The 25,024-nt window shown below is 67.3% G+C and carries 21 protein-coding genes; 14 read left to right on the forward strand and 7 right to left on the reverse strand.

Annotated features, from left to right (window positions below; all coding sequences use genetic code 11):
* Positions 1–82: 82 nt before the first annotated feature.
* Positions 83–1,321 (reverse strand): DNA polymerase domain-containing protein, encoded by a 1,239-nt coding sequence (locus ABDV69_RS10460; RefSeq protein ID WP_343573910.1) that lies wholly within the window; start codon positions 1,319–1,321, stop codon positions 83–85.
* Positions 1,322–1,386: 65 nt separating this feature from the next.
* Here ABDV69_RS10460 and fadD2 point away from each other — a divergent pair, with 65 nt between their 5' ends.
* Positions 1,387–3,063 carry a long-chain-fatty-acid--CoA ligase FadD2 gene (gene fadD2 / locus ABDV69_RS10465; protein WP_343573912.1) on the forward strand — a complete coding sequence of 559 codons (1,677 nt, stop codon included), beginning with the start codon at positions 1,387–1,389 and terminating at the stop codon, positions 3,061–3,063.
* A 75-nt stretch (positions 3,064–3,138) separates the two neighbouring features.
* Here the strand turns inward: fadD2 and ABDV69_RS10470 are convergent, their stop codons facing one another.
* From ABDV69_RS10470 to ABDV69_RS10480, 3 genes are all read right to left on the reverse strand, one after another.
* Positions 3,139–3,651, reverse strand: a complete 513-nt coding sequence (locus ABDV69_RS10470) for a DinB family protein (protein ID WP_343573915.1) — start codon at positions 3,649–3,651, stop codon at positions 3,139–3,141.
* 190 nt (positions 3,652–3,841) lie between these two features.
* A complete protein-coding gene (locus ABDV69_RS10475) occupies positions 3,842–6,040 on the reverse strand; it encodes an acyl-CoA dehydrogenase (RefSeq protein ID WP_343573917.1) in 2,199 nt (732 codons plus the stop codon).
* 82 nt (positions 6,041–6,122) lie between these two features.
* Complete coding sequence (locus ABDV69_RS10480; protein WP_343573918.1) at positions 6,123–7,256, reverse strand: alpha/beta hydrolase; 1,134 nt, start codon at positions 7,254–7,256, stop codon at positions 6,123–6,125.
* Positions 7,257–7,465: 209 nt separating this feature from the next.
* On the opposite strand from ABDV69_RS10480, the gene ABDV69_RS10485 reads away from it, so the two are divergent.
* Positions 7,466–8,041: a VOC family protein gene (locus tag ABDV69_RS10485; RefSeq protein ID WP_343573919.1), complete on the forward strand. Its 576-nt coding sequence runs from the start codon at positions 7,466–7,468 to the stop codon at positions 8,039–8,041.
* Between the two features lie 2 nt (positions 8,042–8,043).
* On the opposite strand, the gene ABDV69_RS10490 is transcribed toward ABDV69_RS10485, so the two are convergent.
* Positions 8,044–8,676 carry a TetR/AcrR family transcriptional regulator gene (locus tag ABDV69_RS10490; RefSeq protein ID WP_343573921.1) on the reverse strand — a complete coding sequence of 211 codons (633 nt, stop codon included), beginning with the start codon at positions 8,674–8,676 and terminating at the stop codon, positions 8,044–8,046.
* 80 nt (positions 8,677–8,756) lie between these two features.
* On the opposite strand from ABDV69_RS10490, the gene ABDV69_RS10495 reads away from it, so the two are divergent.
* Both ABDV69_RS10495 and ABDV69_RS10500 read left to right on the forward strand, forming a co-directional pair.
* Positions 8,757–9,650: an oxygenase MpaB family protein gene (locus ABDV69_RS10495; RefSeq protein WP_343573923.1), complete on the forward strand. Its 894-nt coding sequence runs from the start codon at positions 8,757–8,759 to the stop codon at positions 9,648–9,650.
* Between the two features lie 120 nt (positions 9,651–9,770).
* On the forward strand, positions 9,771–10,676 hold the full coding sequence (locus ABDV69_RS10500) for a class I SAM-dependent methyltransferase (protein WP_343573926.1): 906 nt from the start codon (positions 9,771–9,773) through the stop codon (positions 10,674–10,676).
* Between the two features lie 18 nt (positions 10,677–10,694).
* On the opposite strand, the gene ABDV69_RS10505 is transcribed toward ABDV69_RS10500, so the two are convergent.
* Positions 10,695–10,901 carry a hypothetical protein gene (locus ABDV69_RS10505; RefSeq protein WP_343573929.1) on the reverse strand — a complete coding sequence of 69 codons (207 nt, stop codon included), beginning with the start codon at positions 10,899–10,901 and terminating at the stop codon, positions 10,695–10,697.
* Positions 10,902–10,947: 46 nt separating this feature from the next.
* On the opposite strand from ABDV69_RS10505, the gene eccA reads away from it, so the two are divergent.
* From eccA to eccE, 10 genes are all read left to right on the forward strand, one after another.
* Positions 10,948–12,789, forward strand: a complete 1,842-nt coding sequence (eccA, locus tag ABDV69_RS10510) for a type VII secretion AAA-ATPase EccA (RefSeq protein ID WP_343573931.1) — start codon at positions 10,948–10,950, stop codon at positions 12,787–12,789.
* Positions 12,786–14,348 carry a type VII secretion protein EccB gene (eccB, locus tag ABDV69_RS10515; protein WP_343573933.1) on the forward strand — a complete coding sequence of 521 codons (1,563 nt, stop codon included), beginning with the start codon at positions 12,786–12,788 and terminating at the stop codon, positions 14,346–14,348. Before eccA ends, eccB begins: the two co-directional genes overlap by 4 nt.
* Entirely contained in the window at positions 14,345–18,292 is a 3,948-nt protein-coding gene (gene eccCa, locus ABDV69_RS10520; RefSeq protein ID WP_343573936.1) for a type VII secretion protein EccCa, read from the forward strand. Before eccB ends, eccCa begins: the two co-directional genes overlap by 4 nt.
* Positions 18,293–18,316: 24 nt before the next feature.
* Complete coding sequence (locus ABDV69_RS10525) at positions 18,317–18,622, forward strand: PE family protein (RefSeq protein WP_343573939.1); 306 nt, start codon at positions 18,317–18,319, stop codon at positions 18,620–18,622.
* Between the two features lie 189 nt (positions 18,623–18,811).
* A complete protein-coding gene (locus ABDV69_RS10530; protein WP_343573942.1) occupies positions 18,812–19,105 on the forward strand; it encodes a WXG100 family type VII secretion target in 294 nt (97 codons plus the stop codon).
* A gap of 31 nt (positions 19,106–19,136) precedes the next feature.
* Positions 19,137–19,427, forward strand: a complete 291-nt coding sequence (locus tag ABDV69_RS10535; RefSeq protein ID WP_343573944.1) for a WXG100 family type VII secretion target — start codon at positions 19,137–19,139, stop codon at positions 19,425–19,427.
* Between the two features lie 13 nt (positions 19,428–19,440).
* A complete protein-coding gene (locus tag ABDV69_RS10540) occupies positions 19,441–20,310 on the forward strand; it encodes an ESX secretion-associated protein EspG (RefSeq protein ID WP_343573946.1) in 870 nt (289 codons plus the stop codon).
* 73 nt (positions 20,311–20,383) lie between these two features.
* The gene (eccD, locus tag ABDV69_RS10545; RefSeq protein ID WP_343573948.1) at positions 20,384–21,781 is read left to right on the forward strand and encodes a type VII secretion integral membrane protein EccD; all 1,398 of its coding nucleotides are present in this window, start codon (positions 20,384–20,386) and stop codon (positions 21,779–21,781) included.
* A complete protein-coding gene (gene mycP / locus ABDV69_RS10550; protein ID WP_343573950.1) occupies positions 21,778–23,169 on the forward strand; it encodes a type VII secretion-associated serine protease mycosin in 1,392 nt (463 codons plus the stop codon). The genes eccD and mycP overlap by 4 nt, the downstream gene beginning before the upstream one ends.
* Positions 23,166–24,152: a type VII secretion protein EccE gene (gene eccE / locus ABDV69_RS10555; RefSeq protein ID WP_343573952.1), complete on the forward strand. Its 987-nt coding sequence runs from the start codon at positions 23,166–23,168 to the stop codon at positions 24,150–24,152. The genes mycP and eccE overlap by 4 nt, the downstream gene beginning before the upstream one ends.
* A 73-nt stretch (positions 24,153–24,225) precedes the next feature.
* Here the strand turns inward: eccE and ABDV69_RS10560 are convergent, their stop codons facing one another.
* Positions 24,226–24,960 (reverse strand): hypothetical protein, encoded by a 735-nt coding sequence (locus tag ABDV69_RS10560; protein ID WP_343573954.1) that lies wholly within the window; start codon positions 24,958–24,960, stop codon positions 24,226–24,228.
* Between the last annotated feature and the right edge of the window lie 64 nt (positions 24,961–25,024).

A 25,024-nucleotide genomic window follows, 5' to 3' on the forward strand; every position in this document is an offset into this window, starting at 1 on the left:
GGAAACATGCAGATCAGACCGGTGCTGTCGTACGGCTCACTCCATCAAGCCCCAGATAGCCAGGAAACTCCCGCTAGCGGGATCAGCGGATCGGCTTATCGGTCCACGGGCTGTAGTCGGCAATCAACTCCTGCTGCGGCGGTCGCTGCCCGTCGGGCACATGCCGCAGGTTGATCCGGATCCGGTACCAGATCGAACTCGGGCCACGCATGCCGTCGACCAGCACATCGGCCGGCTCCAAGCGTTCGGCCGCGGCGGGATGCCGCTGGCGCCAGGTGTCCAGCGCGGCCATCGCCTCGTCCTTGGTCTTGGTGCGGGCCACGTCGATGAGCGGCATCACCGACTGGCGACGTCCGCTCCCGTCGCGGCGCGCGCTCTTCGGTGCTTTCTCCGCGGGACCGAGTTCCGCTGCCAGCGTGAGCAACTGCTCGAGCCTGCCGGCGGCCCCTTCGTCGGAGTCCATGCCTTCCCAAGGGTCGCCAATGTCGGTGTAGCGCCGCGGCACGGTCGCCACCGTGAAGTCGGCGGGGTCGCAGTCGGCGACCTCGTCCCACCGCAGCGGTGTGGACACCCGCGCATCAGGGGTGGCCCGCACCGAGTACGCCGACGCGACAGTCCGGTCCTTGGCGTTCTGGTTGAAGTCGACGAAGACGCCCTGGCGTTCCTCTTTCCACCAGCGACTGGTGGCCAACTCGGGAGCGCGCCGCTCCACCTCCCGCGCGACGGTCTGCGCGGCCAGTCGCACCTGCCGGAACGACCAGGCCGGCGCGATGCGCGCGTAGATGTGGAAGCCGCGCGAGCCGGACGTCTTGGGCCACGCGGTCAGCCCGTGATCCTCGAGCACTTCGCGGGCCACCTGCGCGACGTCGAGCACCTGTCGCCAGGTCACGCCGGGCATCGGGTCCAGGTCGACGCGCAGTTCGTCGGGATGGTCGAGGTCGTCGGCGAGCACCGGATGTGGGTTGAGGTCGATGCAGCCAAGATTGATCGCCCAGGCCAAGCCGGCCGCGTCGTAGATGACCGCCTCCTTTGCCGACGTGCCGCGCGCGTAGCGCAGTTCGGCGACGTCGACCCAGGCGGGCCGCTTGGCCGGCGCGCGCTTCTGGAAGACGGCCTCCTGGTCGATGCCTTTGACGAACCGTTTCAGGACCATCGGCCGACGCGCCACCCCGCGCAGCGCGCCGTCGGCGACCGCCAGGTAGTAGTGGATGAGGTCGAGCTTGGTGTGACCGCCCTGCCCATCCCGATCGGGAAAGACCACCTTGTCCGGATGAGTGATGGCGACCTGGCGTCCGCCCACGTCCAGCGATACCGGGGCCATGGGTTCATGCTAATTCGGCAAAACTTTTCGGACCCGGTGCGACGTCCGTCACATAGGGTGAAGCCATGCCTAATCTCATCGATCTGCCCGGGCAGGCGGTAGCCAAGATCCAGCAGTATGCCGAGCGGGGTGTGTTCGAACTGCATTACCTGCGCAAGATCATCGAATCCGGCACCTTTAGGTTGGAGAACCCGCTGAACTACGCCGCGATGGCCGCCGACATCGCGAAATGGGGCGAGATCGGCATGCTGCCGTCCTTCAACGCCCGACGGACACCGAACCGCCCGGCGATCATCGACGACGACGGTGAACTCACTTACTCCGAGCTCGACGAAGCGGCGAACGCGGTTGCCCACGGGCTGCTGGCCAAGGGAGTCAAGGGCGGCGACGGGGTCGCGATTCTGGCGCGCAACCACCGCTGGTTCGCCGTCGCGGAATTCGGGTGTGCCCGGGTCGGCGCCCGCATCATCCTGCTCAACAGCTCGTTCTCGGGCCCACAGATCAAAGAGGTGTCTGAACGCGAAGGCGCCACGCTGATCATCTACGACGACGAATACACCGAAGACGTCAGCAAAGCCGACCCGCCGCTGGGCAAGCTGCGGGCGCTGGGCACCAACCCGGACGGCAGGGACTCCGGCAGCACAGACGAGACGCTGGCCGATCTGGTCGCCGCCCACAGCAAGTCACCGGCGCCGAAAGCCACCAAGCATTCGTCGATCATCATCCTGACCAGCGGCACCACCGGCACCCCGAAGGGCGCCAACCGCAGTACCCCGCCGACCCTGGCGCCGATTGGCGGCATCCTGTCGCACGTGCCGTTCAAGGCCAACGAGGTCACGTCGTTGCCGGCGCCGATGTTCCACGCGCTGGGTTTCCTGCACGCCACCATCGGCATGTTCCTGGGGTCGACGCTGGTGCTGCACAGCAAGTTCAAGCCGGAACAGGTGTTCGACGACATCGACAAGCACAAGGTGAGCGCGGTGGTCGTGGTACCGGTGATGCTGTCGCGGATGCTCGACGCCCTGGAGAAAATGGATCACAAGCCTGACTTGTCGAGCCTGCGGATCGTCTTCGCCTCGGGTTCGGCGCTGGGCGCCGACGTCGCCGAACGGGCGCTCAAGGACCTCGGCCCGGTCGTCTACAACATGTACGGCTCCACCGAGATCTCGTTCGCCACGATTGCCGGGCCCGAGCACCTCGAGTTCAATTCCGCGACAGCCGGGCCACCGGTCAAGGGCGTCAAGGTCAGGATTTTCGACGAGAACGGCAAAGAATTGCCGCAGGGCGAAGTCGGCCGGATCTTCGTCGGGACCACCTTCCCGTTCGAGGGCTACACCGGCGGTGGCGGCAAGCAGATCATCGACGGCTTGCTGTCATCCGGTGACGTCGGCTACTTCGACGAGCACGGCCTGCTCTACATCAGCGGCCGGGACGACGAGATGATCGTGTCCGGGGGCGAGAACGTCTTTCCGGCCGAAGTCGAGGACTGCATCAATGCGCACCCCGACGTGGTGGAGGCCACCGCGATCGGCGTCGATGACAAGGAGTGGGGTCATCGGTTGCGGGCCTTCGTGGTCAAGAAGGACAGCGCAAACCTCGACGCAGACGCCGTCAAGAAGCACGTGAGGGATCAGCTGGCCAAGTACAAGGTGCCGCGGGACGTGATCTTCCTCGACGAGCTGCCGCGTAACCCGACCGGGAAAATCCTCAAGCGCGAGCTACGCGAGATCGACGCCGACTAGCTCGGTGGTCGCGAAACAGAAGCCAGGGCTGCGTTTCTCCGAAAACCGCAGCCCTGGTTTCTGTCTCGCGCAAGCTCAGCCGTCGAAACCGGTTCCGCCGTCGAGTTGTTCGCGCAGGATGTCGATCTGGCCGGTGTGGCGGGCGGTTTCCTGGATCATGTGCAGGTAGATCCAGCGCAGCGACACCGTCGTCTCGAGCCGGCCGTGCCACAGCTCATGGTCCAGTGGATAGTGTGCGGCGATCCGGCGGGATTCCTCGCACTGCGCCTGGTACTCGCAGACCAGGGTCGGCAGTAGCTCGTCGGGCTGCAGCTCGAACTCCCAGGAGCGCTGGTGGGTGCGACGGTTGTCGTCGAGCCGTCCTGCCAAGAACTGCTCGAACCAGCCGTATTCCACCCAGCGCAGGTGCTTGACCAACCCGCCCACCGTCGTCGGCGACGGGACGAGATGCCGGCGTACGTCGGCCTCGGAGAGACCGGAAACCTTGCGTACCAAGATGTCTCGGTAGTCGTCGAGGAAGGCTTCCAGGGTGTCTCGCTCGCCGGTGACGTCCCGCTCGCGGCGATGGGGGCTCTGCGCGTCTGCCATGACCGCGAAGCTAACATGGCCGCTTTGGCCGCGCCGCTCGCGGATGCTCCGGGTCACCTCGGCGGATAGTGAGACCGAACGTGTCAAGAGTGTCCAGAACAAACGACCGCTGCGCCGGGTTATCCGCTTGCGACGAGGGCCGGTGGCGAGCCCCAGTGACCAGGGGCCGCGATCATATCGGCGGGTGGGCCTACGGGTCGCGGGGCAGCCCCAGCAGCCGTTCGGCGATGATGTTGAGCTGAACCTCCGACGTGCCGCCGTAGATCGTGGTGGCCCGGCTGGCCAGCAGGTACTCTGCCCACTTCCCAGGTAGCTGATGAGGATCGCCGATGGCGCCGTCGGACCCGAACGACGACACCCCGAACTCGGCGTAGCCCTGCCCGGTGCGCATCGACAGCAGCTTGGAGATGGCCGCCGACGGCATCGCATCGCCACCGGCCAGGGTCAACAAGGTCGAGCGCAAATTGAGCACCTTGGCGGCGTGGCCCTCGGCGATCAGTTGCCCGGCCCGGTTCTGCGCGATCTGATCGAACTGCCCGTCTCGAAGGAGGTCGACGAACTCGTCCAAACTCGCCAGGAACGGCGCTTCGCTGCTGCCGATCGAAACCCGTTCTGCGGTCAGCGTATTACGGCTGACCTCCCAGCCGCGGTCGACCTCGCCGAGCACCAACTCGTCGGGGACGAACACGTCGTCGATGAACACGGTGTTGAACATCGCGCCACCGGTGAGCTCACGCAGCGGCTTCACCTGCACGCCTGCACTGCGCATGTCGAGCAGGAAGTAGGTGATGCCGTTGTGTTTGGGCGCGGAGGTGTCAGTTCTCGCCAGCAGCGCGCCCCACTGCGAGAACTGTGCCGCGGTGGTCCAGATCTTCTGACCGGTGATGCGCCAACCACCGTCGACCTTGGTCGCCTTGGTGCTCAGGCCGGCCAGGTCGGAGCCCGCACCGGGCTCGGAAAACAGCTGACACCAGATCATCTCGCCGCGGAACGTCGGCGGCAGGAAACGCTGCTTCTGCTGGTCGGTACCGAACGCGACGATCGACGGCACGATCCAGGCGGCGATGCCGATCGGTGGCCGCCTGACCCGCCCGGTGTTGAACTCCTGGGCGATGATGACCTGCTCGACCGGGTTGGCGTCACGCCCCCACGGCTTCGGCAGATGCGGCAGCACCCAGCCGCCCTCGGCGATCGCGGTGTTGCGCTCCTCGCGCGGAATCTCCTTGAGCCCGGCCACTTCTGCGCGGATCTCCGCACGCAGCTTCGCGGTGTCGGGGTCCAGGTCGATGTCGAGGTTGCGCATGCCGGTGCCGGTGGCAGTGTCGACCACCCGCTGCGGGTATGCGGTTTTGCGCCCGAAGCCGGCGGCGATCACCAGCGCCCGGCGGTAGTAGACGTTCGTGTCGTGCTCCCAGGTGAACCCGATCCCGCCGTGCACCTGGATGCAGTCCTGGGTGCAACGCTGGGCTGCGGCCGGCGCCAATGTCGCGGCCACCGCGGCGGCGAACTCGAACTTGGACCCCGCAGTGTCCCAGCTATTTTCGCTGGCCTCATCGACCGCGCGGGCCGCATCCCACACCGCAGCGGTGGCGCGTTCGGTGTCGGCGATCATCTCCGCGCACTTGTGCTTGACGGCCTGGAACTGACCGATCGGCCGGCCGAATTGCTCGCGGATCTTGGCGTAGTCCGAGGCGGTGTCGGTGGCCCACCGCGCGACACCGACCGCCTCGGCCGACAGCAACGTGGAAATCAGCGCCGTTGCCGTCGCCACGCTGAGGTTGCTCAACACGACGTCCTCTGCGACCGCGATCGCGTTGGCGCGCACATGTGCGAGCGGGCGTAACGGGTCAACGCTGGTGACCGGTTCGATCTCGACCTGATCGGCGCGCAACACCACCCACTCTTCGGCACTGTCGATCGCCACCGGCAATACCAGCAGCGATGCTTGCGCCGCCGCGGGCACGGCGCGGACCTCGCCGCGAATCACCAAAGAGTTGCCCTGCCGTGTCGCGGTCAGCCCGGAATCCAGCGCGTATGCCGCGATGACGGCGCCGGACGCCAGGTCGGCGAGCAGCTCGGCGTCCGGGTCGTGCGCCGAGATCAGCGCGCTGGCGATCGCCGACGGCACGAACGGGCCAGGAACGGCGCCGTAGCCGAATTCGGCCAGCACAATGGACAGCTCGAGGATCCCAAACCCCTGCCCGCCAATGGATTCGGCGAGGTGCACGCCCTGCAGACCTTGGTCGGCCGCGGCCCGCCAATACGGCGGCGGGTTGTCGATCGGTGTTTCCAACGCGGCGTGCAACACCTCCGACGGCGCTACCCGCGCCACCAGGGATCGCACAGAGTCGGTCAGGTCTTGGTGCTCAGGGTTGATTGCGATCGGCATTGGTCGCCTTCCTTGGAATTCCCGGGTCCTGTGACAGCTCGACTTCCAAGCTAACAACCGGTGGGTTGGTTGACCACGTGGGTCAGCGCCACCTTTTGGCAATCCATTTGGCAATCGTGTCAGCTTGCTCGCTGCGCGCACCGGGCGTGGTGAAGTAGTGGTCGGTGTTGATCGAGCAGCGGGATTTGTCGGTGCTGGCCAGCGCGTCGTGGATGCGCTGCGCGTCCGAGGGGAAAACGCCGGTGTCGGCATCGGCGTTGATCACCAGCGCCGGGCAGGTGATCCGGGCCAGGTGCGGCTCGGCCCGGGTCTGGGCGGTGCGCAGGCTCCACATCGCCAGCCAGCTGCGCAATGTGCAGGCCGCGGCAATCCCGTGCGCCGACCGGTTGGCTTTGGCCGGCAGCCCGGCGTAACACATGTTGGGCTGGCGCTGAGTCGGCTCGATCATCGGGTCGACCATCCGCGGATCGGCCCATGTTCGCATCACGGTGAACGGGCGATCTGAAAACCCGGCCGCCCGAACCCGTTTCAGCTCCTTCTCGACCCAGTCGGTGATCGCGTGGTTGCGGGCGACCTGCGCCGCGCGATAGCGGGTGAGGAAGTCCGGCGAGAAGGGCGGTCCGTTGCGCTCGTCGAACAGATCCAGGTCGGGGTCGGTGGCGATCGGATCGTTCTCATCCACGACGGAGCCGTCCATCCACGCCGTCAACACGTCCGGGCGGCCCGGGTGCGCCGCGCTGGCCACGTACCCGTCGGCGGGTGGCAGATCGGTCAGTCCGGCCGCTGGACGCATGCCGGGCACCGGCGTCACGTGCGGGCCGGTGGCCTGCGCCTGATAGGCGGCCAGCAACGAGCCCCCGCCGGAATTACCCAGCAGCACAATCGTTTCGACCGCCTGGGTATCGCGCAGCCAGCGCACTCCGACACCGATGTCGACCAGGGCGTGGTCGAGCAGGAAGCTACTCTCGAATCCGCGGAATCGAGTGTTCCACCCGAGGAACCCGATACCGCGGGTGGCCAGGTAATCGGCCAGGTAATGCTCGGAGAAGTCGGTTTGGTAGTGGGCAGCGATCACCGCGACTTTCGGTTTCCGCCCGACGCCGCGGTAGTACAGCCCCTGGCACGGGTGACCGCCGGCGCCGGCGCGTCGGCCGGTCGGCGACGGCAGACCGATGAATTCGCGGACGACTCCGGGGGTGCCGGCGGTGCGGGTCACCTCAGTGGCCCTCCTTGTAGTAAATGGCTCGGTAGATGATAGTCGGCCGGCGCGGCGATGCAGGCGTGGTCGTCGGGCTCACCGGTCGAGCCGGGCCTCCTTTGTCGCAGGGATCCCGTCCATCCCCGGAACGGCGTTTGCTCTGGAATAGACCTGAATCTGATGTTAGATTCAGTTCCTGATCTCCGCCGCGGAACGGGGGCTCGGGGATGATAAAGCCGCATAACCTCAATTCCGAATTCGAGCTCGGCGGCATCAACCATGTCGCGCTGGTGTGTTCGGACATGGCCCGCACCGTGGACTTCTACAGCAACGTCCTGGGCATGCCGTTGGTGAAATCGCTGGATCTGCCCGGCGGCGCCGGACAACACTTCTTCTTCGACGCCGGCAACGGCGACTGCGTTGCCTTCTTCTGGTTCGCCGAGGCGCCCGACCGGGTGCCGGGCTTGTCGTCGCCGGCCGCCATCCCGGGCATCGGTGAGATCACCAGTGCGGTGAGTACGATGAACCACCTGGCATTCCATGTGCCGGCCGAGAAGTTCGACGCCTACCGGCAGGGACTCAAGGACAAGGGTGTGCGGGTAGGGCCGGTGCTCAACCACGACGAGAGCGAGCGTCAAGTTGCGGCCACCCTGCATTCGGGTGTTTACGTGCGGTCGTTCTACTTCCAGGACCCCGACGGTATCACGCTCGAGTTCGCCTGCTGGATCAAGGAATTCACCGCGAATGATGCCCAGACCGTGCCCAAGACCTCGGCCGATCGCCGGATCCCGGCCGCCCGCTAGCGTCAGTCGCGGTACAGCCTCGGATCGGCCAGCTCGTCGAGCAGCGACGCGAGTTGGTCGACCAGTTGCTCCGGTCCGAGCCGCACCTCGCCGGACAGCCAGGCGCTGATCGTCTGCCCCACCCCGCCGACCACGAAATGTGCGGCGGCCTTGATCCGTTCGTTCTCCGGTACCCGCAGCGCATCCTCGACGTAGCGACCGGACAGCATCGCGAACAGGGTGCTGGACTCGGCCCGCTTGCGTACCAGCACCGCGTTGGCCAGTTGTGCGCTGAACAGCAGCCGCCCGACGCGCGGATCGCCACCGATGGTGCGGACGATGTTGGCCATACCGGCCCGGGTCTGCTCCTCCGGCGGCGCGGCAGCGACCGCGGCCTGTGTGGTGGCGGCCAGTTCCGCGATCACCCAGTCGAACACGGCCGCGACGAATTCGTCCTTGTCGGCGAAGCTTTCGTAGAAGTAGCGAGCGGCCACGCCGGCCTGCCGGCAGAGCGCCCGCACGGTCAACTCCGCGGAGTCGAGGCCACCGAGCAGGTCGAGGCCTGCCTCCAGCAGGCCGGCCCGGCGGCCCGCCAGCCGGTCGGCGGCGTCGACGCCGCGGTACGGCCGCGCATTCGTCGACGGGGCAGCGGCCATGGGTCCCATCTTGACACTGGTCCCCGTCGCACGGCAATATCAGGAAACACGTGTTCTCACAATTAGCGGGCAGGTGGGCGATGGCGTTCAGTGAACCGATCAGGCACGTCGAGCGGACGGTGAGCGGGCCGCCGATCGGCAGCCGTCGGCCCCGGCGCACACCTGCACTCGACGACACGTTGATGGGCATGGCGTTGCTGCTCGGCCCGGCCAACGTGATCATGCAGCTGGCCCGGCCCGGCGTGGGCTACGGCGTGCTGGAGAGCCGGGTCGAAAGCGGCCGCATCGACCTGCATCCGATCAAGCGGGCCCGCACCACGTTCACCTACCTCGCGGTCGCGATGGCGGGCACCGACACCCAGAAGGCGGCGTTTCGGCGCGCGGTCAATCGGGCTCACGCGCAGGTGTATTCGACGCCGGACAGCCCGGTGCACTACAACGCGTTCGACGTCGATCTGCAGCTGTGGGTGGCGGCCTGCCTGTACAAGGGCGGGCTGGACTTCTACCGCATGTTCATCGGTGAGATGGACGACACCGACGCCGACCGGCATTACAAAGAAGCAGTGGTGCTCGGCTCGACGTTGCAGGTGCCACCGCAGATGTGGCCCGCGGATCGGGTCGCGTTCGACCGCTACTGGAACGACCAACTCGACAAGGTGCACATCGACGACACGGTCCGCGACTACCTGTATCCCATTGCGGTGGGCCGGATTCAGAAGCTGCGGCTGCCCGATATCGTACGGCGGCAGCCGGAGAAGCTCGGTCTGCTGCTGACCGCCGGCTTTCTGCCGCAACGCTTTCGCGACGAGATGCAGTTTGCCTGGGACGCCACCACCCAGCGGCGTTTTGACCGGGTGATCGCTGCGCTGCGCACGGTGAACAACGCGATGCCGCAGTTCGTCCGGCGGTTCCCGTTCAACCTCCTGCTGTGGGATCTCGATCGGCGGATCAAAGCCAGCCGCCCGTTGGTGTAGCGGGCGATACCCCCTACGGGAACGGGGTCTTGTGCCTACGACATCCTGTCGTATTGAATGCCGCCATGGCGGGATTGGGCGACGTAACTGCGCTGTTGAGCGGGCGTAGGGTCGGTTGACGTGCGTACAGACGACGACAACTGGGACATCACGACAAGCGTCGGTTCGACCGCGTTATTCGTGGCCACCGCTCGAGCATTGGAGGCGCAAAAGCCGGATCCGTTGGCCAACGACCCGTTCGCCGCAGTTTTCTGCCACGCAGTGGGCGGCTCGGCGGCGGATGTGTTGGACGGCAAGAACCCCGACCATCAACTCAAAACACCGGATTTCGGTGAGCATTTCGTCAACTTCCAAGGTGCTCGCACTCGTTACTTCGACGACTATTTCCGGCAGGCCGCCGAGGCTGGGGTTCGGCAGGTCGTGATCCTGGCGGCAGGTCTGGACTCGCGTGCCTACCGGCTGTCCTGGCCCGATGGCACGACGATCTTCGAGCTTGACCAGCCGCAGGTGCTCGATTTCAAGCGTGCGGTGCTTGCCGAACAGGGTGCCATACCTAACGCCGAACGCCGTGAGATTGCGATCGACCTCCGCGACGACTGGCCGCAGGCACTGCGGGACAGCGGCTTCGACGAGACGCAGCCGTCGGCATGGATCGCCGAAGGCCTGCTGATCTACCTTCCTGCCGCCGCGCAGGAGCAGCTGTTCGCCGGCATCGACGCGCTGGCCAGCTCGGGCAGCCAGGTGGCCGTCGAAGACGGTGCGCCGATGCCGACCGAAGCATTCGACGCCGCCGTCGAGGCCGAGCGCGCGGCTCAGGCAGAGGGGGACGAGCGACTGTTTTTCCAGCTGGTTTACAACGAGCAGCACGCGCCCGCGGAGCAGTGGTTCGGCGAGCACGGCTGGAACGCGGTCGCGACGCCACTGGCCGACTATCTAGCTGAGGTGGGTCGCCCGGTGCCCGGGCCGGACACCGAAGCTGGGCCGATGTTCGCCCGTACCACGTTGGTCAGGGCGGTCAAGACGTGAGATCCCGTTGGCGTACAGTCATGCACTAATGACACTCATTTTCATCAAGCCGCGGCCGAAGGTGGCAAAACGATCCATTCGTCGCATCGCATCACGCCAGCCGCCCGACGGCGTCGACACGCGGTTTGAACTGCGGCGCTTGTGCTTTGGCGACCACGTGATCGAGGCCACGCGTCGGATCTTCAGGTGCGTCTCGACACGTAGGTTATGCAATGCTAACTTCACTCAAAGTTAGCTTAGGCAATGCTACCTCCGAAGGGGAGACTGAGGCGTGGAGACCGCTGACACCGGCAGTGTCGCCACCCGGCCGACAACTGTCCGGGTGGACGACGACGTAACGAGTCGATTCGCGACCTGCTGCCGCGCGCTCGGGCTGACGATCTATGACCGTACGCGCCCGGCCGACCTGGCCGCGGCCCGATCCGGGTTCACCGGCCTGGTCCGCATCGCGCACGACCAGGCCGACGCATGGGTCGGGTTGGCCGCCGCAGGCGACACGTCTTTGCATGTGCTGGAAGCGATTTCGCACAATGCGGCCACGGCCGGCGTGTTGCAGCGCCAGGTCGAACTGACCGAGGGTGCGCTGGGGTTTCGCTACGACACCGGGCTGTACCTCAGGTTCCGGGCGACCGGGCCGGACGATTTCCACCTCGCCTACGCCGCGGCGTTGGCCGGCGACGGCCGGTTTGCCGCGGCACACCAACTGGCCAGTGACGTCAGCCGACGTCAACCGAGCTCGCGGGAGGCCCGCTGGGTGGCCTCGACGATCCACTACCGCGCCGAGCGGTGGGCTGACGTAGTCAAACTCTTGTCGCCGATCGTCAACGACACCAATCTCGAAGCCACCTTCGCGCACGCCGTCAAGATCGCGCTCGGCATCTCGCTGGCCCGGCTGGGCATGTTTGCCGCTGCGCTGTCCTACCTTGACGAGCCGGACGGCCCGGTCGCCGTTGCCGCGGTCGACGGGGCATTGGCCCGGGCGCTGTCGCTGCGCGCCGACGGCGACGAGGACACCGCACGCGAAGTGCTGCAGGACCTGTACGCCGCCAACCCGGAAAACGCTCAGGTCGAAGAGGCGCTGACGGACTCGAGCTTCGGGATTGTGCCCACTACCGCGGACCGGATCAACGCGCGCATCGACCCGTGGGACGTCACCACCGAGCCCAAGCCCGGTGACTTCGTCGACCCCGGTGCGCAAGAGCGCAAGGCCGTTTTGCTGTCTGAGGCCGAACGCGAGCTCGACGAGTTCATCGGGCTGGAGAAGGTCAAGGACCAGGTCGCACGACTCAAGAGCGCGGTGGCGATGGAGCTCGTGCGCAAGGAGCGCGGGCTGGAAGTCGCCCAGCGCACCCACCACCTGGTTTTCACCGGCCCGCCCGGGACCGGCAAGACCACGATCGCCCGTGTGGTCGCGAAAATCTATTGCGGCCTTGGCCTTTTGAAGAAAGAGAACATCAAAGAGGTGCACCGTGCCGATCTGATCGGTCAGCACATCGGCGAAACCGAAGCCAAGACCAACGCGGTCATCGACAGCGCGCTGGACGGTGTGCTGTTCCTCGACGAGGCCTACGCGCTGGTTGCCACCGGCGCCAAAAACGACTTCGGCCTGGTGGCCATCGATACCTTGCTGGCCAGGATGGAAAACGACCGCGACCGGTTGGTGGTCATCATCGCCGGTTACCGGGCTGACCTGGATCGGTTCCTGGACACCAACCAGGGTCTGCGATCACGGTTCACCCGCACCATCGACTTCCCGTCCTACCAGCCGGCCGAACTCATCGAGATCGCCAATTTCATGGCCACCCGGCGCGACAGCACCTTCGAGCAGCCGGCGCTCGACGACTTGGAATCGCTGTTCGCTCACCTGGCCAGCACCACGAAGGCCGACTCGGTGGGGGTCGAACGACGCGGACTCGACATCGCGGGTAACGGCCGATTCGTCCGTAACGTCGTCGAAAAGTCGGAAGAGGAACGGGAATTCCGGTTGGACCACTCCGAACACGCGCAAACCGGTGAGTTCACCGACGAGGAGCTCATGACGATCACCGCCGCCGACGTGGCCAACACAGTCCCGCCGCTGCTGGAAGGTCTGCGACTGGAGATGCCGGCATGACCGCCCCCGAATCGCCCGACGACCGGCGTTCCTTCGCCTCGCGAACCCCGGTCAACGACAACCCGGACAAGGTTGTCTACCGCCGCGGCTTCGTCACCCGCCACCAGGTGACCGGTTGGCGATTTGTCATGCGCCGCATCGCTTCCGGTGTTGCCCTGCACGATACCCGGATGCTCGTCGACCCGCTGCGCACCCAGACGCGCGCGGTGCTGATGGGTGTCGTTGTCTTGGTCACCGCCCTGGTGGGCTGCTTCGTGTTCTCGCTGATCCGGCCGAACGGGTCGGCGGCCAACAACGCGATCCTGGCGGACCGGGAGACGGCCGCGTTGTACGTGCGGGTGGGCGATCAGCTGCATCCGGTGTTGAATCTGGCATCGGCCCGACTGATCACCGGCAAGCCGGACAACCCGACCATGGTGAAAAGCGCTGAGCTGGACAAGTTTCCGCTCGGAAACCTGATCGGCATCCCGGGCGCACCGCAGCGGGTGGTGCAGAACACCCGCAAGGACGCCGACTGGACGGTGTGCGACGCCGCCAGTGGCACGGCCGCCGGGGTCACGGTGATCGCCGGTGTTCCGGACAGCGGCGGCGCCCGGGCCGCGGCGGTCGACGCGGGCAAGGCCGTCCTGGTCGGCAACCCCACCAGCGCCTGGCTGCTGTGGGACGGTCGGCGCAGTCGGATCGACCTCGCCGACCACGCGGTGACCAGCGCGCTGGGCTTCGGTACCGACGTTCACCTGCCGCGGCCGATCGCCGCCGGCCTGTTCAACGCGATCCCCGAGTCGCCTCCGCTGGCTGCTCCTGTGATCGCCGGTGCCGGTAGCCCCGCCAAGTTCCCAGTGCCCGCCCCCATCGGCGGCGTCGTGGAATCTCACGGGCTGGAGAATAATTCGCCCAACTATTACGCGGTGCTGCCGGACGGCCTGCAGCAGATCTCGCCGGTGCTGGCCGCGATCCTGCGCAATGCCAACTCCTACGGCCTGGATCAGCCGCCGCACCTGGGCGCCGACAAGGTGGCCAAGCTGCCGGTGTCGCGGCAGTTGGACACCGGCCGCTACCCCGAGCGGCGCATCAGTCTGCTGGACGCCGCGCACGATCCCGTGACGTGCGTGCACTGGAGCAAGGCGTCCGGCGCTGCCGCGAATTCGCTGACGCTGCTTGCCGGTTCAGCGCTCCCAATTCCTGACTCGGTGCACACCGAGGACCTGGTCGGCGCCGGTGCGGGCGGAATCGCCAGCCGGGTCGCGATGGCCCCGGGCACCGGGTACTTCGCCCAGACTGTCGGGCAGAACGCATTGTCACCGGCGGCGGGGTCGCTGTTCTGGATTTCCGACACCGGCGTGCGGTACGGCATCGACAGCGAAGCCGGCGTCACCGCAAACGCGAAAACCGCTGATGCGTTGGGGCTGACGCCTCCTGCAACGCCGATTCCGTGGTCAGTTCTGTCGTTGTATGCCCCTGGGCCGACGCTGTCGCGGGCCGATGCGCTGCTCGCACACGACGGACTGGCGCCCGACTCCCGACCTGGCCGTGCTGAAGCCGAAGGGCAAAACCGATGAGCCGCTTGATCTTCGAAGCACGCCGCCGGCTGCCCTCGCCGGTGACCCGCAAGGGCAGCATCAACATCGAAGCACCCCCGGAACTGGCGCGGGTGATTCCGCCGTCGCTGCTCAAGCGGGCGCTGCCGGTGGTGATCGTGTTGCTGATTGTCGGGATGATCGTCGCGATGGTCGCGACCGGGATGCGCCTGATCTCGCCGCAGACGTTGTTCTTCCCGTTCGTGCTGCTGTTGGCCGCCACCGCGTTTATCCGTGGCGACAACAAGTCGCGCACCGAGGACGTCGACGCCGAGCGGGCGGACTATCTGCGGTACTTGTCGGTGGTCCGGGACAACATCCGGGCGCAGGCGGCCGCGCAACGCGAGGCCGCCGAGTGGTCACACCCGGAACCGGCCGCCCTGTCCGCCATCCCAGGTTCGCGACGCCAGTGGGAACGCGACCCGCAGGACGGCGACTTCCTGGTGGTCCGCGCCGGCGTGCACACAGCTGCGTTGGACACTGCGCTCCGGGTCAACGACAGCGCCGACGAGGTCGACCTGGAACCGGTGTCACATAGCGCATTACGCAGTCTGCTGGACATCCAGCGCACGGTTCACGACGTCCCGACCGGTATCGACCTGACCAAGCTGTCGCGCATCACCGTGCTCGGCGACGAAGACGAGGTCCGCGGCGCGCTGCGGGCATGGGTGGCGCAGGCGGTGACGTGGCACGACCCGACCGTGCTCGGGGTGGCGGTCGCCACACCGGACCTCGAGTCGCCGGCCTGGTCATGGCTGAAATGGTTGCCGCACGTCGACATTCCGGCCGAAGCCGACGGGGCGGGCCCGGCCCGCTACCTGTCGACCAAACCCGACGAGCTGGTTGCGCTGCTCGGGACGACGCTGTCGGACCGCCCGGCGTTTGCCGCTGGATCGGCAGATATGTTGCGGCACTTGCTGATCATCGTCGATGACCCGGACTTCGACCTGAGCGCCGCACCATTGGCGGCCGGTCGGGCCGGGGCGACCGTGGTGTACCGATCGACCACTGCTCCGCATCGGGAGCAGTATTCCGATCCCGAACGGCCGATCCTGCGAATCACGGACGGTAGGATCGAGCGCTGGCAGACCGGCGGCTGGCAGGGCTACATCGACTGCGCCGACTCGCTCGGCGTCGACGACACCGTGCACATCGCGCGCCGGCTGTCCCGGTGGGACTCCAACCCGTCGCACAGTGGCCTGCAGTCGAGTGCCACCCGCGGCGCCAGCTTCACGACACTGCTGGGCATTCCGGACGCGTCGCGACTGGATGTCCCGACGATGTGGGCGCCGCGGCACCGCGATGACGAATTGCGGGTGCCGATCGGTGTGACCGCAACCGGTGAGCCGCTGATGTTCGACCTCAAGGACGAAGCCGAAGGCGGCATGGGCCCGCACGGCTTGATGATCGGTATGACCGGCGCCGGTAAGTCGCAGACCCTGATGTCGATCCTGTTGTCGCTGTTGACGACTCATTCCGCGGACCGGTTGATCGTGATCTACGCCGACTTCAAGGGTGAGGCCGGTGCCGACATCTTCCGCAACTTCCCCCAGGTCGTCGCGGTGATCTCGAACATGGCCGAGAAGAAGTCGCTGGCCGACCGGTTCGCCGACACGCTGCGCGGCGAAGTCGCCCGTCGGGAAATGATGCTGCGCGAAGCCGGCCGCAAGGTGCAGGGCAGCGCGTTCAACTCGGTGACCGAGTACGAGAACGCGGTCGCTGCCGGGCACGACCTGCCGCCGATCCCGACGCTGTTCGTCGTCGCCGACGAGTTCACCTTGATGCTGGCCGACCACCCCGAATACGCGGAGTTGTTCGATTACGTTGCGCGCAAGGGTCGCTCGTTCCGGATCCACATCCTGTTCGCGTCGCAGACCCTGGACGTCGGCAAGATCAAGGACATCGACAAGAACACCTCGTACCGGATCGGTCTGAAGGTGGCCAGCCCCGCGGTGTCGCGGTCGATCATCGGTGTGGAGGACGCTTATCACATCGAAGCGGGTAGGGAGCACAAGGGCGTCGGCTTCCTGGTGCCCGCGCCGGGGGCCGCCCCGATCAAATTCCGCAGCACCTACGTCGACGGCATCTACAACCCGCCGCAAGCCCCGAAAACACTGGTGGTGCACTCGGTTCCCGAGCCCAAGCTGTTCACCGCGGGCCGGGTCGAACCCGACCAGACCACTGTCATCGCCAAGAACGGACACGACGAGCCGATCGCGCCGTCACGCAAGCTGATCGCCACCATCGGCGACCAGTTGGCGCGTTTCGGCCCCCGCGCCCCCGAGCTGTGGTTGCCGCCGCTCGACGAGGTGATCCCGCTCAGCGCGGCGCTGGCCCGGGCGTCGGTGCCACGCGGCGAGTGGCGCTGGCCGCTCGGTGAGATCGACCGGCCGTTCCAGATGCGCCGCGACTCGCTGGTGTTCGACGCCCGCTCCTCGGCCGGCAACCTGCTGATCCACGGTGGCGCGAAGTCCGGTAAATCGACTGCGTTGCAGACGTTCATCTTGTCGGCGGCGAGCCTGCACTCGCCGCGCGAGGTGAGCTTCTACTGCCTGGACTATGGCGGCGGTCAGCTGCGGGCCCTGGAAGACCTGGCGCACGTCGGCAGCGTCGCGTCCGCGCTGGAACCGGAACGCATCCGTCGGACCTTCGGCGAGCTCGAGCAGCTGCTGCGCATCCGTCAGCAGCGGGAAGTCTTCCGCGACCTGCAGGGTCCGGACGACGGCCTGGGTCAGGTGTTCCTGGTCATCGACAACCTGTACGCGTTCAGCCGGGACAACACCGATCAGTTCAATACGCGAAACCCATTGCTGGGCAAAGTGACTGAACTTGTCAACGTCGGCTTGGCCTACGGGATCCACGTCGTCGTCACGACACCGAGCTGGCTCGAGGTGCCGTTGGCGATGCGCGACGGACTCGGTATGCGACTGGAGCTCAAGCTGCACGACGTCCGCGACAGCAACGTCCGGCTGGCCGGTGCACTGCACCGCCCGGCCGAGAGTGTGCCCGCCGAACAGCCGGGTCGCGGTCTGACCATGGCTGCCGAGCACTTCTTGATCGCCGCGCCCGAGCGCAAACAGGTACCCGCGATCAATGCCCTGCACGAGGGGATCGCCGCACCACCGGTGCGGCTGCTGCCGAAGAACCTGGAGCCCGCCGCACTCGAACCGGTGTACGGCGGCGCCGACCGGATCGTCATCGGTCAGCGCGAAGAAGACCTGGCCGCAGTCCAACTCGACTTCGCCCAGAATCCGTTGTTGATGGTGCTGGGTGACACCCGAACCGGTAAGACGACCTTGCTGCGGCACATCATCCGGACGATCCGGGACAACTCGACCCCGGACCGGGTGGCATTCACCGTGTTGGATCGCCGACTGCACCTGGTCGACGAGCCGTTGTTCGCCGACAACGAGTACACCGCGAATATCGACCGGGTTACCCCGGCGATGCTCGGGTTGGCCGGGCTCATCGAGAAGCGACGGCCGCCGGCAGGTCTGGATACCTCGCAGCTGTCCGGTTGGTCATTCGAAGGCCACACGCACTATCTGATCATCGACGACGTCGACCAGATCCCGGACACTCCGGCGATGACGGGACCTTATGTGGGGCAGCGCCCGTGGACCCCGTTGATCGGGCTGTTGGCCCAAGCCGGCGATCTGGGCCTGCGAGTCATCGTCACCGCCCGCGCCAGCGGTGCCGCGCACGCGCTGATGACCAGCCCGCTGCTGCGTCGCTTCAACGACCTGCAAGCCACCACGTTGATGCTGTCGGGTAATCCGGTGGACGGCGGGAAGGTTCGCGGTCAGCGATTCGACCGGCTGCCAGCCGGGCGGGCGATCCTGCTGACCGACAGCGACACCCCGACGTACGTGCAATTGGTCAATCCGCTTGTCGAGGAAAGTGTGAGCGCCGACGGCGGTCGGTGAGCTTCAACAGTAAGAGGAGGGGTCATGACACTGCGAGTTGTCCCAGAAGGTTTGGCGTCGGCCAGCGCCGCCGTCGAGGCGATCACGGCCCGACTGGCGGCCGCGCATGCAAGCGCCGCACCGGCCATCACGGCGGTGGTTCCGTGCGCGGCCGACCCGGTGTCGCTGCAGACCGCAGCCGGGTTCAGCGCTCAGGGATCCGAGCATGCGGCGGTGGCGGCCGAAGGTGTCGAGGAACTCGGCCGCGCCGGTGTCGGCGTCGGTGCGTCCGGTGTGAGTTATGCGGCGGGCGACGCCGCTGCGGCCGCGACATACGGCGCCGGCCTGTAGACGATGACCGCGCCGGTGTGGATGGCTTCGCCGCCTGAGGTGCATTCAGTGCTCCTCAGTAGCGCTGCGGGCCCGGGCATGCCGATGGTGCCGGGCGCATGGAGTCCGGCGGCATCGGAAGGGGAGGGGGAGCGTAGCTGAATGTCTCTGTGTGGCAATGGTTTATCACGTTAAGAAAGGATTTCGAGGATGAGTTTGTTGGATGCTCACATTCCGCAGTTGGTGGCGTCGGAGTCGGCGTTTGGCGCCAAGGCGGGTTTGATGCGCTCGACGATTAGTCAGGCCGAGCAGGAAGCGTTGTCGGCGCAGGCGTTTCATGCCGGTGATTCGGCAGCGGCGTTTCAGGCCGCGCATACCCGGTTTGTGGCGGCAGCGGCGAAGGTGAATTCGCTGCTGGATATCGCTCAGGCCAACATCGGTGATGCGGCGGGCACGTATGTGGCCGCGGACACTGCTGCGGCGAGCAGCTACCCGGGCTTTTGAGCCGCTACCTACCTAGTCGAAAGGGTTTGTGATGTCCCAGATCATGTACAACTACCCGGCGATGCTCGCGCATTCGGCGGACATGGCCGGTTATGCCGGTACGCTGCAAAGTCTGGGCGCCGATATCTCCGCCGAGCAGGCTGCGTTGCAGTCGGCGTGGCAGGGTGACACCGGGCTCAGTTATCAGGCATGGCAGGCGCAGTGGAATCAGGCGCTGGAGCAGTTGGTGCTGTCGTATCGGGCGATGGCGAGCACGCACGAGAACAACACCACCTCGATGCTGGCCCGCGACTCGGCCGAAGGCGCCAAGTGGGGCGGCTAGTCCCGCGACGTCGATGACCAACCAGCCCAACGCCGTCGAGCTGACCGTCGATCAGGCGTGGTGCATCGCGGAAACCATTGGAGCGGGAACGTTCCCGTGGGTTCTTGCGATCACCACGCCGTACACTGATGCCGCCGAACGGGGTGCGTTCCTCGCAGCCCAGACCGCCGAACTGGCCCGCATGGGCATGGTGTCGGCCGATGGCGCCATCAATGCCGCGGTAGCCGACTGGATTCGGGTGGTGTGCTTTCCGCAGCGGTGGCTGGACCTGCGCTATGTCGGATCCGCCGCCGCTTCCGGGGGGGACGATCTGCTGCGCGGGATCATCGCCCGGCGCGGCAGCAAAACTGTGGTGGCACTGCGCAACGCGCAGCTGGTCACCTTCACCGCGATGGAGATTCACGACGCCCGCGCGCTGGCGCCGATTCTCGGTGTCGGGCTGGCGCAGCGCCCGCCGGCGCGATTCGGCGAATTCAGCCTGCCCGCCCAGGTCGGGGCGCGGGCCGACGAGCGGCTGCGTAATGGTGCGTCGCTCACTGAAGTCCTTGACTACCTGGGAATCCCGCAGTCGGCGCGGCCTGTGGTCGAGTCGGTGTTCACCGGGCCACGCAGCTACGTCGAGATCGTCGCGGGTTGTCGCCGCGATGGCCAGCACGCCAGCACCGAAGTGGGCATCAGCATCGTCGACACCACCGCGGGCAGGGTCCTGGTCAGCCCGTCGCGCGCCTTCGACGGCGAATGGATCTCCACCTTCAGTCCGGGTACCCCGTTCGCCGTCGCCGTTGCCGTCGAACAACTCACCGGCCAACTACCGGACGGCCATTGGTTCGAGAGCAACCGGCTCTCCCGAGACTTCAGCAGCTGCGACCCGCAAACCGTCTGACCCAACACCTGAGCAGTCGTCATTCACGAAGAGAAAGAGAAGCAATGTTGCGCAGAATCCTGAGGAGTCGGTGATGTCCAGCACTGTCATACCCATCGTGCGGGTCGCCATCCTTGCGGACCGTCGCCTGACCGAGATTGCTCTGCCCGCGGACCTGCCGCTGCGCGAAATCCTGCCGGCTGTCCAGCGTTTGGTCGTCCCGGCCGTTGCGGATGACGAACCGGCCACTCCCACGCGGCTCAGCCTTGCCCCGATCGGCGGTGCGCCGTTCAGCTTGGACGCGACTCTGGGAACGGTCGGCGTCGTCGACGGCGATCTGCTGGCGCTGCGGCCGGCGCCGGTCGGACCTGCCGCGCCGGGCATCGTCGAAGACATCGCGGACGCGGCTGTCATCTTCTCGACATCGCGGCTGAGGCCGTGGGGCGCCGCGCACATCCAGCGTGGTGCGATCGCAGCACTGGTCGGATTGATCTGGACCGCAACCGGTCTGGGGGTTGTCTATCGGGCGGCCACCGGGTTGCCGGCCGGGCCGATCGCCGTCGGTGCCATCGCGCTGCTGACGGTGGTGGTCGGCCTGGTCACGCGCTCGCCGCGGGCCGCAGCGGCCTTGTCCGCGGCGGCCTTGGTGCCGATCGCCGCGGCCTTGGCATTGGCGGTGCCGGGTCACTTCGGCACCCCGCAGGTGACGCTGGCAGCGGCCGGGGTGGCCGCCTGGTCGGTGATCTGCCTGATTCTGCCCAATCGCGAAAACCGCGGCTTCATCGGCTTTTTCACCGCAACGACAGTGCTGGGTGTGGGCGCCCTGCTGGCCGCGGGTGCGAGCTCGCTGTGGCAGCTGCAGCTGGTGACGCTAGGTGCCGGCCTCATTGTGGTGGCGTTGCTGGTGACCATCGAGGCTCCGCAACTGTCCGCGCTGTGGGCCCGTTTCCCGCTGCCAGTCATTCCGGCTCCTGGTGACCCGACCCCGTCGGCGCCGTCGTCGCGGGTCCTCGCGGACCTGCCGCGGCGGGTCCGGATCAGTGACGCGCACCAGACCGGTTTCATCGCCGGCACCGTGTTGCTCAGTGTGACCGGGTCGCTGGCCATCGCGTGGCGGCCAGAGGCGTTGTCGCCCTGGGGTTGGTACGTGATCACCGCGACCGCGGCTGCCGCTGCGCTGCGAGCCCGGGTCTGGGATTCGGCCGCCTGCAAGGCGTGGCTGTTGGCACAGCCGTTCCTGGCGGCCGTCGGATTGGTGGTGCTCTATACCGCGACCGCGGAATACCTGACTGCCCTAGTGATCGCGGCGGTGCTCGCGGTCCTGGTGCTGGCGTGGGTCGTGGTCGCCCTGAGCCCGACCATCGCCTCGCCGGAGACCTACTCGCTGCCGCTACGCCGGCTGGTCGGGTACGTCGCGTCGGGAATCGACGCGTCGCTGATCCCGGCGATCGCCTACCTGGTCGGACTGTTCGAATGGGTGCTCAATCGATGACTTCTGCTCGCACTCGGCGATTCGGTTGTCTGGCAGCGGCGTTGGTTGCCGCGCTGTGGGCCTGCCCGCCCGCGCTGGCGGTCGACCGCCCTCATGTCGACCCCGGTGCAGCACCGCCTCCCGGTGCGCCCGGTCCGGTGGCGCCGATGCAGAAGAGTGGCGAGTGCAGCGTCACCGGGGTCATCTCCGGCACCGACTTCAAAGCAGTACCCCCGAGCCAGCAGAGCCTGGATCCGTCTGCGGCGTGGCGGTTTTCCCGCGGGGACGGGCAGCTGGTCGCCGTTCTGGACACCGGAGTGCGGCCGGGGCCCCGGCTGCCCGGTGTGCAGCCGGGCGGTGACTACATCGGATCGACCGACGGGCTCATCGACTGCGACGGGCGCGGGACCGCGGTGGCCGGTCTGATCGCCGGCCAGCCCGGCGACGACGGCTTTGCCGGGATCGCACCGGGCGCCCGGCTGGTGTCGTTGCGGGTGACCTCGTCGAAGTTCGCGGCCCGCGGTGCGGGCGGCGATCCCGCCTTGGCGAAGGCGGTCGTCGACGTGACCGCGCTCGGCCGGGCGATCGTGCACGCCGCCGACCTCGGCGCCCGGGTGATCACCGTTTCGGGGATCACCTGTGTGCCCGCCGACCGCAACGTCGACCAGGGGGCACTGGGGGCGGCAATCCGGTATGCGGCCGTCGACAAGGACGCGGTGATCGTGGCCGCGGCCGGCAACATCGGCGCCGCCGGCGCGGCCAGCGGATCGGCGTGTGATTCCAACCCGCTCACCGACGTGAGCCGCCCCGACGATCCCCGCAACTGGGCTGGCGCCACATCGGTGTCGGTGCCGTCGTGGTGGCAGCCGTACGTGCTGTCGGTCGGCTCGCTGACCCCCGGCGACCAGCCGTCGAAATTCACGATGGCCGGGCCGTGGGTGGGCATCGCCGCGCCCGGCGAGAGCATCGTGTCGGTGAGCAACCGCGACGACGGCGGACTGGCCAACGGCCTGCCGAACGAACATCAGCAGCTGGTGCCGCTGGCCGGCACCAGCTACGCCGCCGGTTACGTGGCCGGCATCGCCGCATTGGTGCGCAGCAAATACCCGGAGTTGACCTCCACCCAGGTGGTCCAGCGGATCACCGCGTCCGCGCACAACGGCGCCCGAGTGCCGTCGAACGTGGTCGGTGCGGGCGCGGTGGATCCGCTGGCCGCTCTTACCTGGGAACTTCCCGCTGCCCCCCGCAGCGACAGGTCGCCGGTGAAACATGTTGCGGCGCCGCCGGAACCAGCGGCGAAGAGCCGGTGGCCCCGGATCGTCGCATTCGGCGGAACCGCCGCTCTCGCACTGGCCGTCGTGGCTGCCGCCGCGATCGCCGCACGCCGACGAAAGGAATCAGCACTGTGAGCGCGCACCGATCCACCTCGCCGCCCACCGGACGGATCACGTTGGTGCTGTTGGCCGCCACGGCCGCAGTCGTCGCCTACCCGTGGCATTCGGTGCGCGAGCGCTGGGTGCTCGGCGTCGCAATTTTTGCGGTGAGCGTGCTGCTGGCGCGATGGCGGGGGCTGCCCGTCACTACGATCCTGTCTCGCCGACTTGCGATCCTGCAGCCCAACCGGGGTGCGCATCGGGCCGCGGAATCGGTGACCGACGTGCGGACCACCGCGCTGCTGCGGGTGGCGCCGCCGCTGGGCGCTGCCGACCCGCTGCCGCTGCCGCTGATCGCCGGCTACGCGCAGCGCTACGGCCTGCGTGCCGACGCCATCCGCGTCACCAGCCGCGACAGCACCTCAGAGCTCGGCACCCGAGAACGGCAGACCTGGATCGGCGTGACCCTTTCTGCGGCGGACAATCTCGCGGCGCTGCAAGCTCGTTCGCCGCAGATCCCGCTGCACGAAACGGCGGAGGTGGCGGCACGGCGACTGGCGGACCATCTGCGCGAGAGCGGCTGGACCGCTGCCATCGCCGATCCCGACGATGTTCCGTCGCCCCTCCCGCCGTCGGCCCGTGAGACCTGGACCGGAGTCAGCGACGGCGACTCGAATCACGTTGCCGCGTACGGCGTGCAGGTCGACACGGCGCTACCCAACACGCTCGCGGCGATCTGGTCGTACCCGGTACGGGAGGTCTGGACGGCCGCCGAGGTCGCTGGCTGCGGCGACGACCAGACCCTGGCGGTCGCCTGCGCATTCCGCACCGACGCCAGCCCGGCCGCGAGCGGTCCACTGCCCAGACTGATTTCCAGATCCGGCATCCAACGGCAGGCGCTGACGGCACTGGACCCGCTGTCGCATCGGCGTCTCGACGGGCACGTCGTGCTGCCCGAATCGCTGCTCCTCGAGCGGCTGTGCTGGGCCGCCACCGCCCAACCACAGCCGGTTGCGTAACTTAGCCGAACAGCGCTACTCCGATCGCCGCGACTTGCCGAGCCTTGGCGGGGGCCTGTCCCAGCCAGTCCGTTCACCACTGCTGCGGCAGGCCGGGCGGGCCGTACTGCGGCGGCGGAGGCGGTCCGGGCGGCCACGGTCCGCCACCCGGAAAATTGCCGGGACGCGGGCTGCCGCCCATCAGCCGCGGCGACAATCCCAACAACACCCGGAAGGCGGGGACGAACATCAGGCCCCCGGTGACCGTGATGACCAGACCTGTAATCAGGTCGTAGGTGACCCGACTCGTCGCGCCGTATCGAGCCTCGACACCGATGGACAAGACGAGCATCACGATGCCGCCACCGAGGATCACGAACTGCCCCATGTGCCTCGCGACTAAGAGCATCACAGCGCCCGCGGCGACCGCGAGACACGCGGCAATGATCAGGAAGAGGCATGCGACCAGCGCCACCGGAATGGTGGGAACCATTTTCTCGATCTGATGTCGGCACAGGTTGGCGTACTCGCCGCCGAACCGGTTGCACACATCTGTGGCCCGGCTGACCGAACTGTTCAGGTTGATCCAGAGTGTCAGCGTGAGGATCGCGCCGAGCAGCCCCAGCAGCCCAATAGCCGCCAGGCTGATCCAGCCGATGGTCTGCTGTGACGTCGGAGCGGGTACCGGCGGGTACGGCCCGCCCCACTGCGGCGGGCCGTACCCAGGCTGGCCGTAGCCTTCCGGACTCGGCGGGCCTGCGAAACCAGGCCCCGGATCGTCGGGTGAGGGCCCCCACTGGGGAGGAGGGCCCGGCGGCGGTGGTTGCACCCCGGCATCGTAACCTCCTTGGGGCCACCGGCTCGGGATTTGCTAGGCGCTGGGCAGGACGGTG

The sequence above is a fragment of the Mycobacterium sp. genome (assembly GCF_039583785.1).
In the GTDB taxonomy this organism is placed as follows: Bacteria; Actinomycetota; Actinomycetes; order Mycobacteriales; family Mycobacteriaceae; genus Mycobacterium.

Excerpts from the sequence above, each read along its gene's own strand:
- eccB (WP_343573933.1), top strand. The coding sequence starts at position 12,786 with ATGACCGCCCCCGAATCGCCCGACGACCGGCGTTCCTTCGCCTCGCGA.
- ABDV69_RS10535 (WP_343573944.1), top strand. The coding sequence starts at position 19,137 with ATGTCCCAGATCATGTACAACTACCCGGCGATGCTCGCGCATTCGGCG.
- ABDV69_RS10460 (WP_343573910.1), bottom strand. The coding sequence starts at position 1,321 with ATGGCCCCGGTATCGCTGGACGTGGGCGGACGCCAGGTCGCCATCACT.
- ABDV69_RS10540 (WP_343573946.1), top strand. The coding sequence starts at position 19,441 with ATGACCAACCAGCCCAACGCCGTCGAGCTGACCGTCGATCAGGCGTGG.
- eccD (WP_343573948.1), top strand. The coding sequence starts at position 20,384 with ATGTCCAGCACTGTCATACCCATCGTGCGGGTCGCCATCCTTGCGGAC.
- ABDV69_RS10490 (WP_343573921.1), bottom strand. The coding sequence starts at position 8,676 with ATGGCCGCTGCCCCGTCGACGAATGCGCGGCCGTACCGCGGCGTCGAC.
- ABDV69_RS10470 (WP_343573915.1), bottom strand. The coding sequence starts at position 3,651 with ATGGCAGACGCGCAGAGCCCCCATCGCCGCGAGCGGGACGTCACCGGC.
- ABDV69_RS10530 (WP_343573942.1), top strand. The coding sequence starts at position 18,812 with ATGAGTTTGTTGGATGCTCACATTCCGCAGTTGGTGGCGTCGGAGTCG.
- ABDV69_RS10495 (WP_343573923.1), top strand. The coding sequence starts at position 8,757 with ATGGCGTTCAGTGAACCGATCAGGCACGTCGAGCGGACGGTGAGCGGG.
- ABDV69_RS10485 (WP_343573919.1), top strand. The coding sequence starts at position 7,466 with ATGATAAAGCCGCATAACCTCAATTCCGAATTCGAGCTCGGCGGCATC.
- ABDV69_RS10525 (WP_343573939.1), top strand. The coding sequence starts at position 18,317 with ATGACACTGCGAGTTGTCCCAGAAGGTTTGGCGTCGGCCAGCGCCGCC.
- ABDV69_RS10475 (WP_343573917.1), bottom strand. The coding sequence starts at position 6,040 with ATGCCGATCGCAATCAACCCTGAGCACCAAGACCTGACCGACTCTGTG.
- fadD2 (WP_343573912.1), top strand. The coding sequence starts at position 1,387 with ATGCCTAATCTCATCGATCTGCCCGGGCAGGCGGTAGCCAAGATCCAG.
- mycP (WP_343573950.1), top strand. The coding sequence starts at position 21,778 with ATGACTTCTGCTCGCACTCGGCGATTCGGTTGTCTGGCAGCGGCGTTG.
- eccCa (WP_343573936.1), top strand. The coding sequence starts at position 14,345 with ATGAGCCGCTTGATCTTCGAAGCACGCCGCCGGCTGCCCTCGCCGGTG.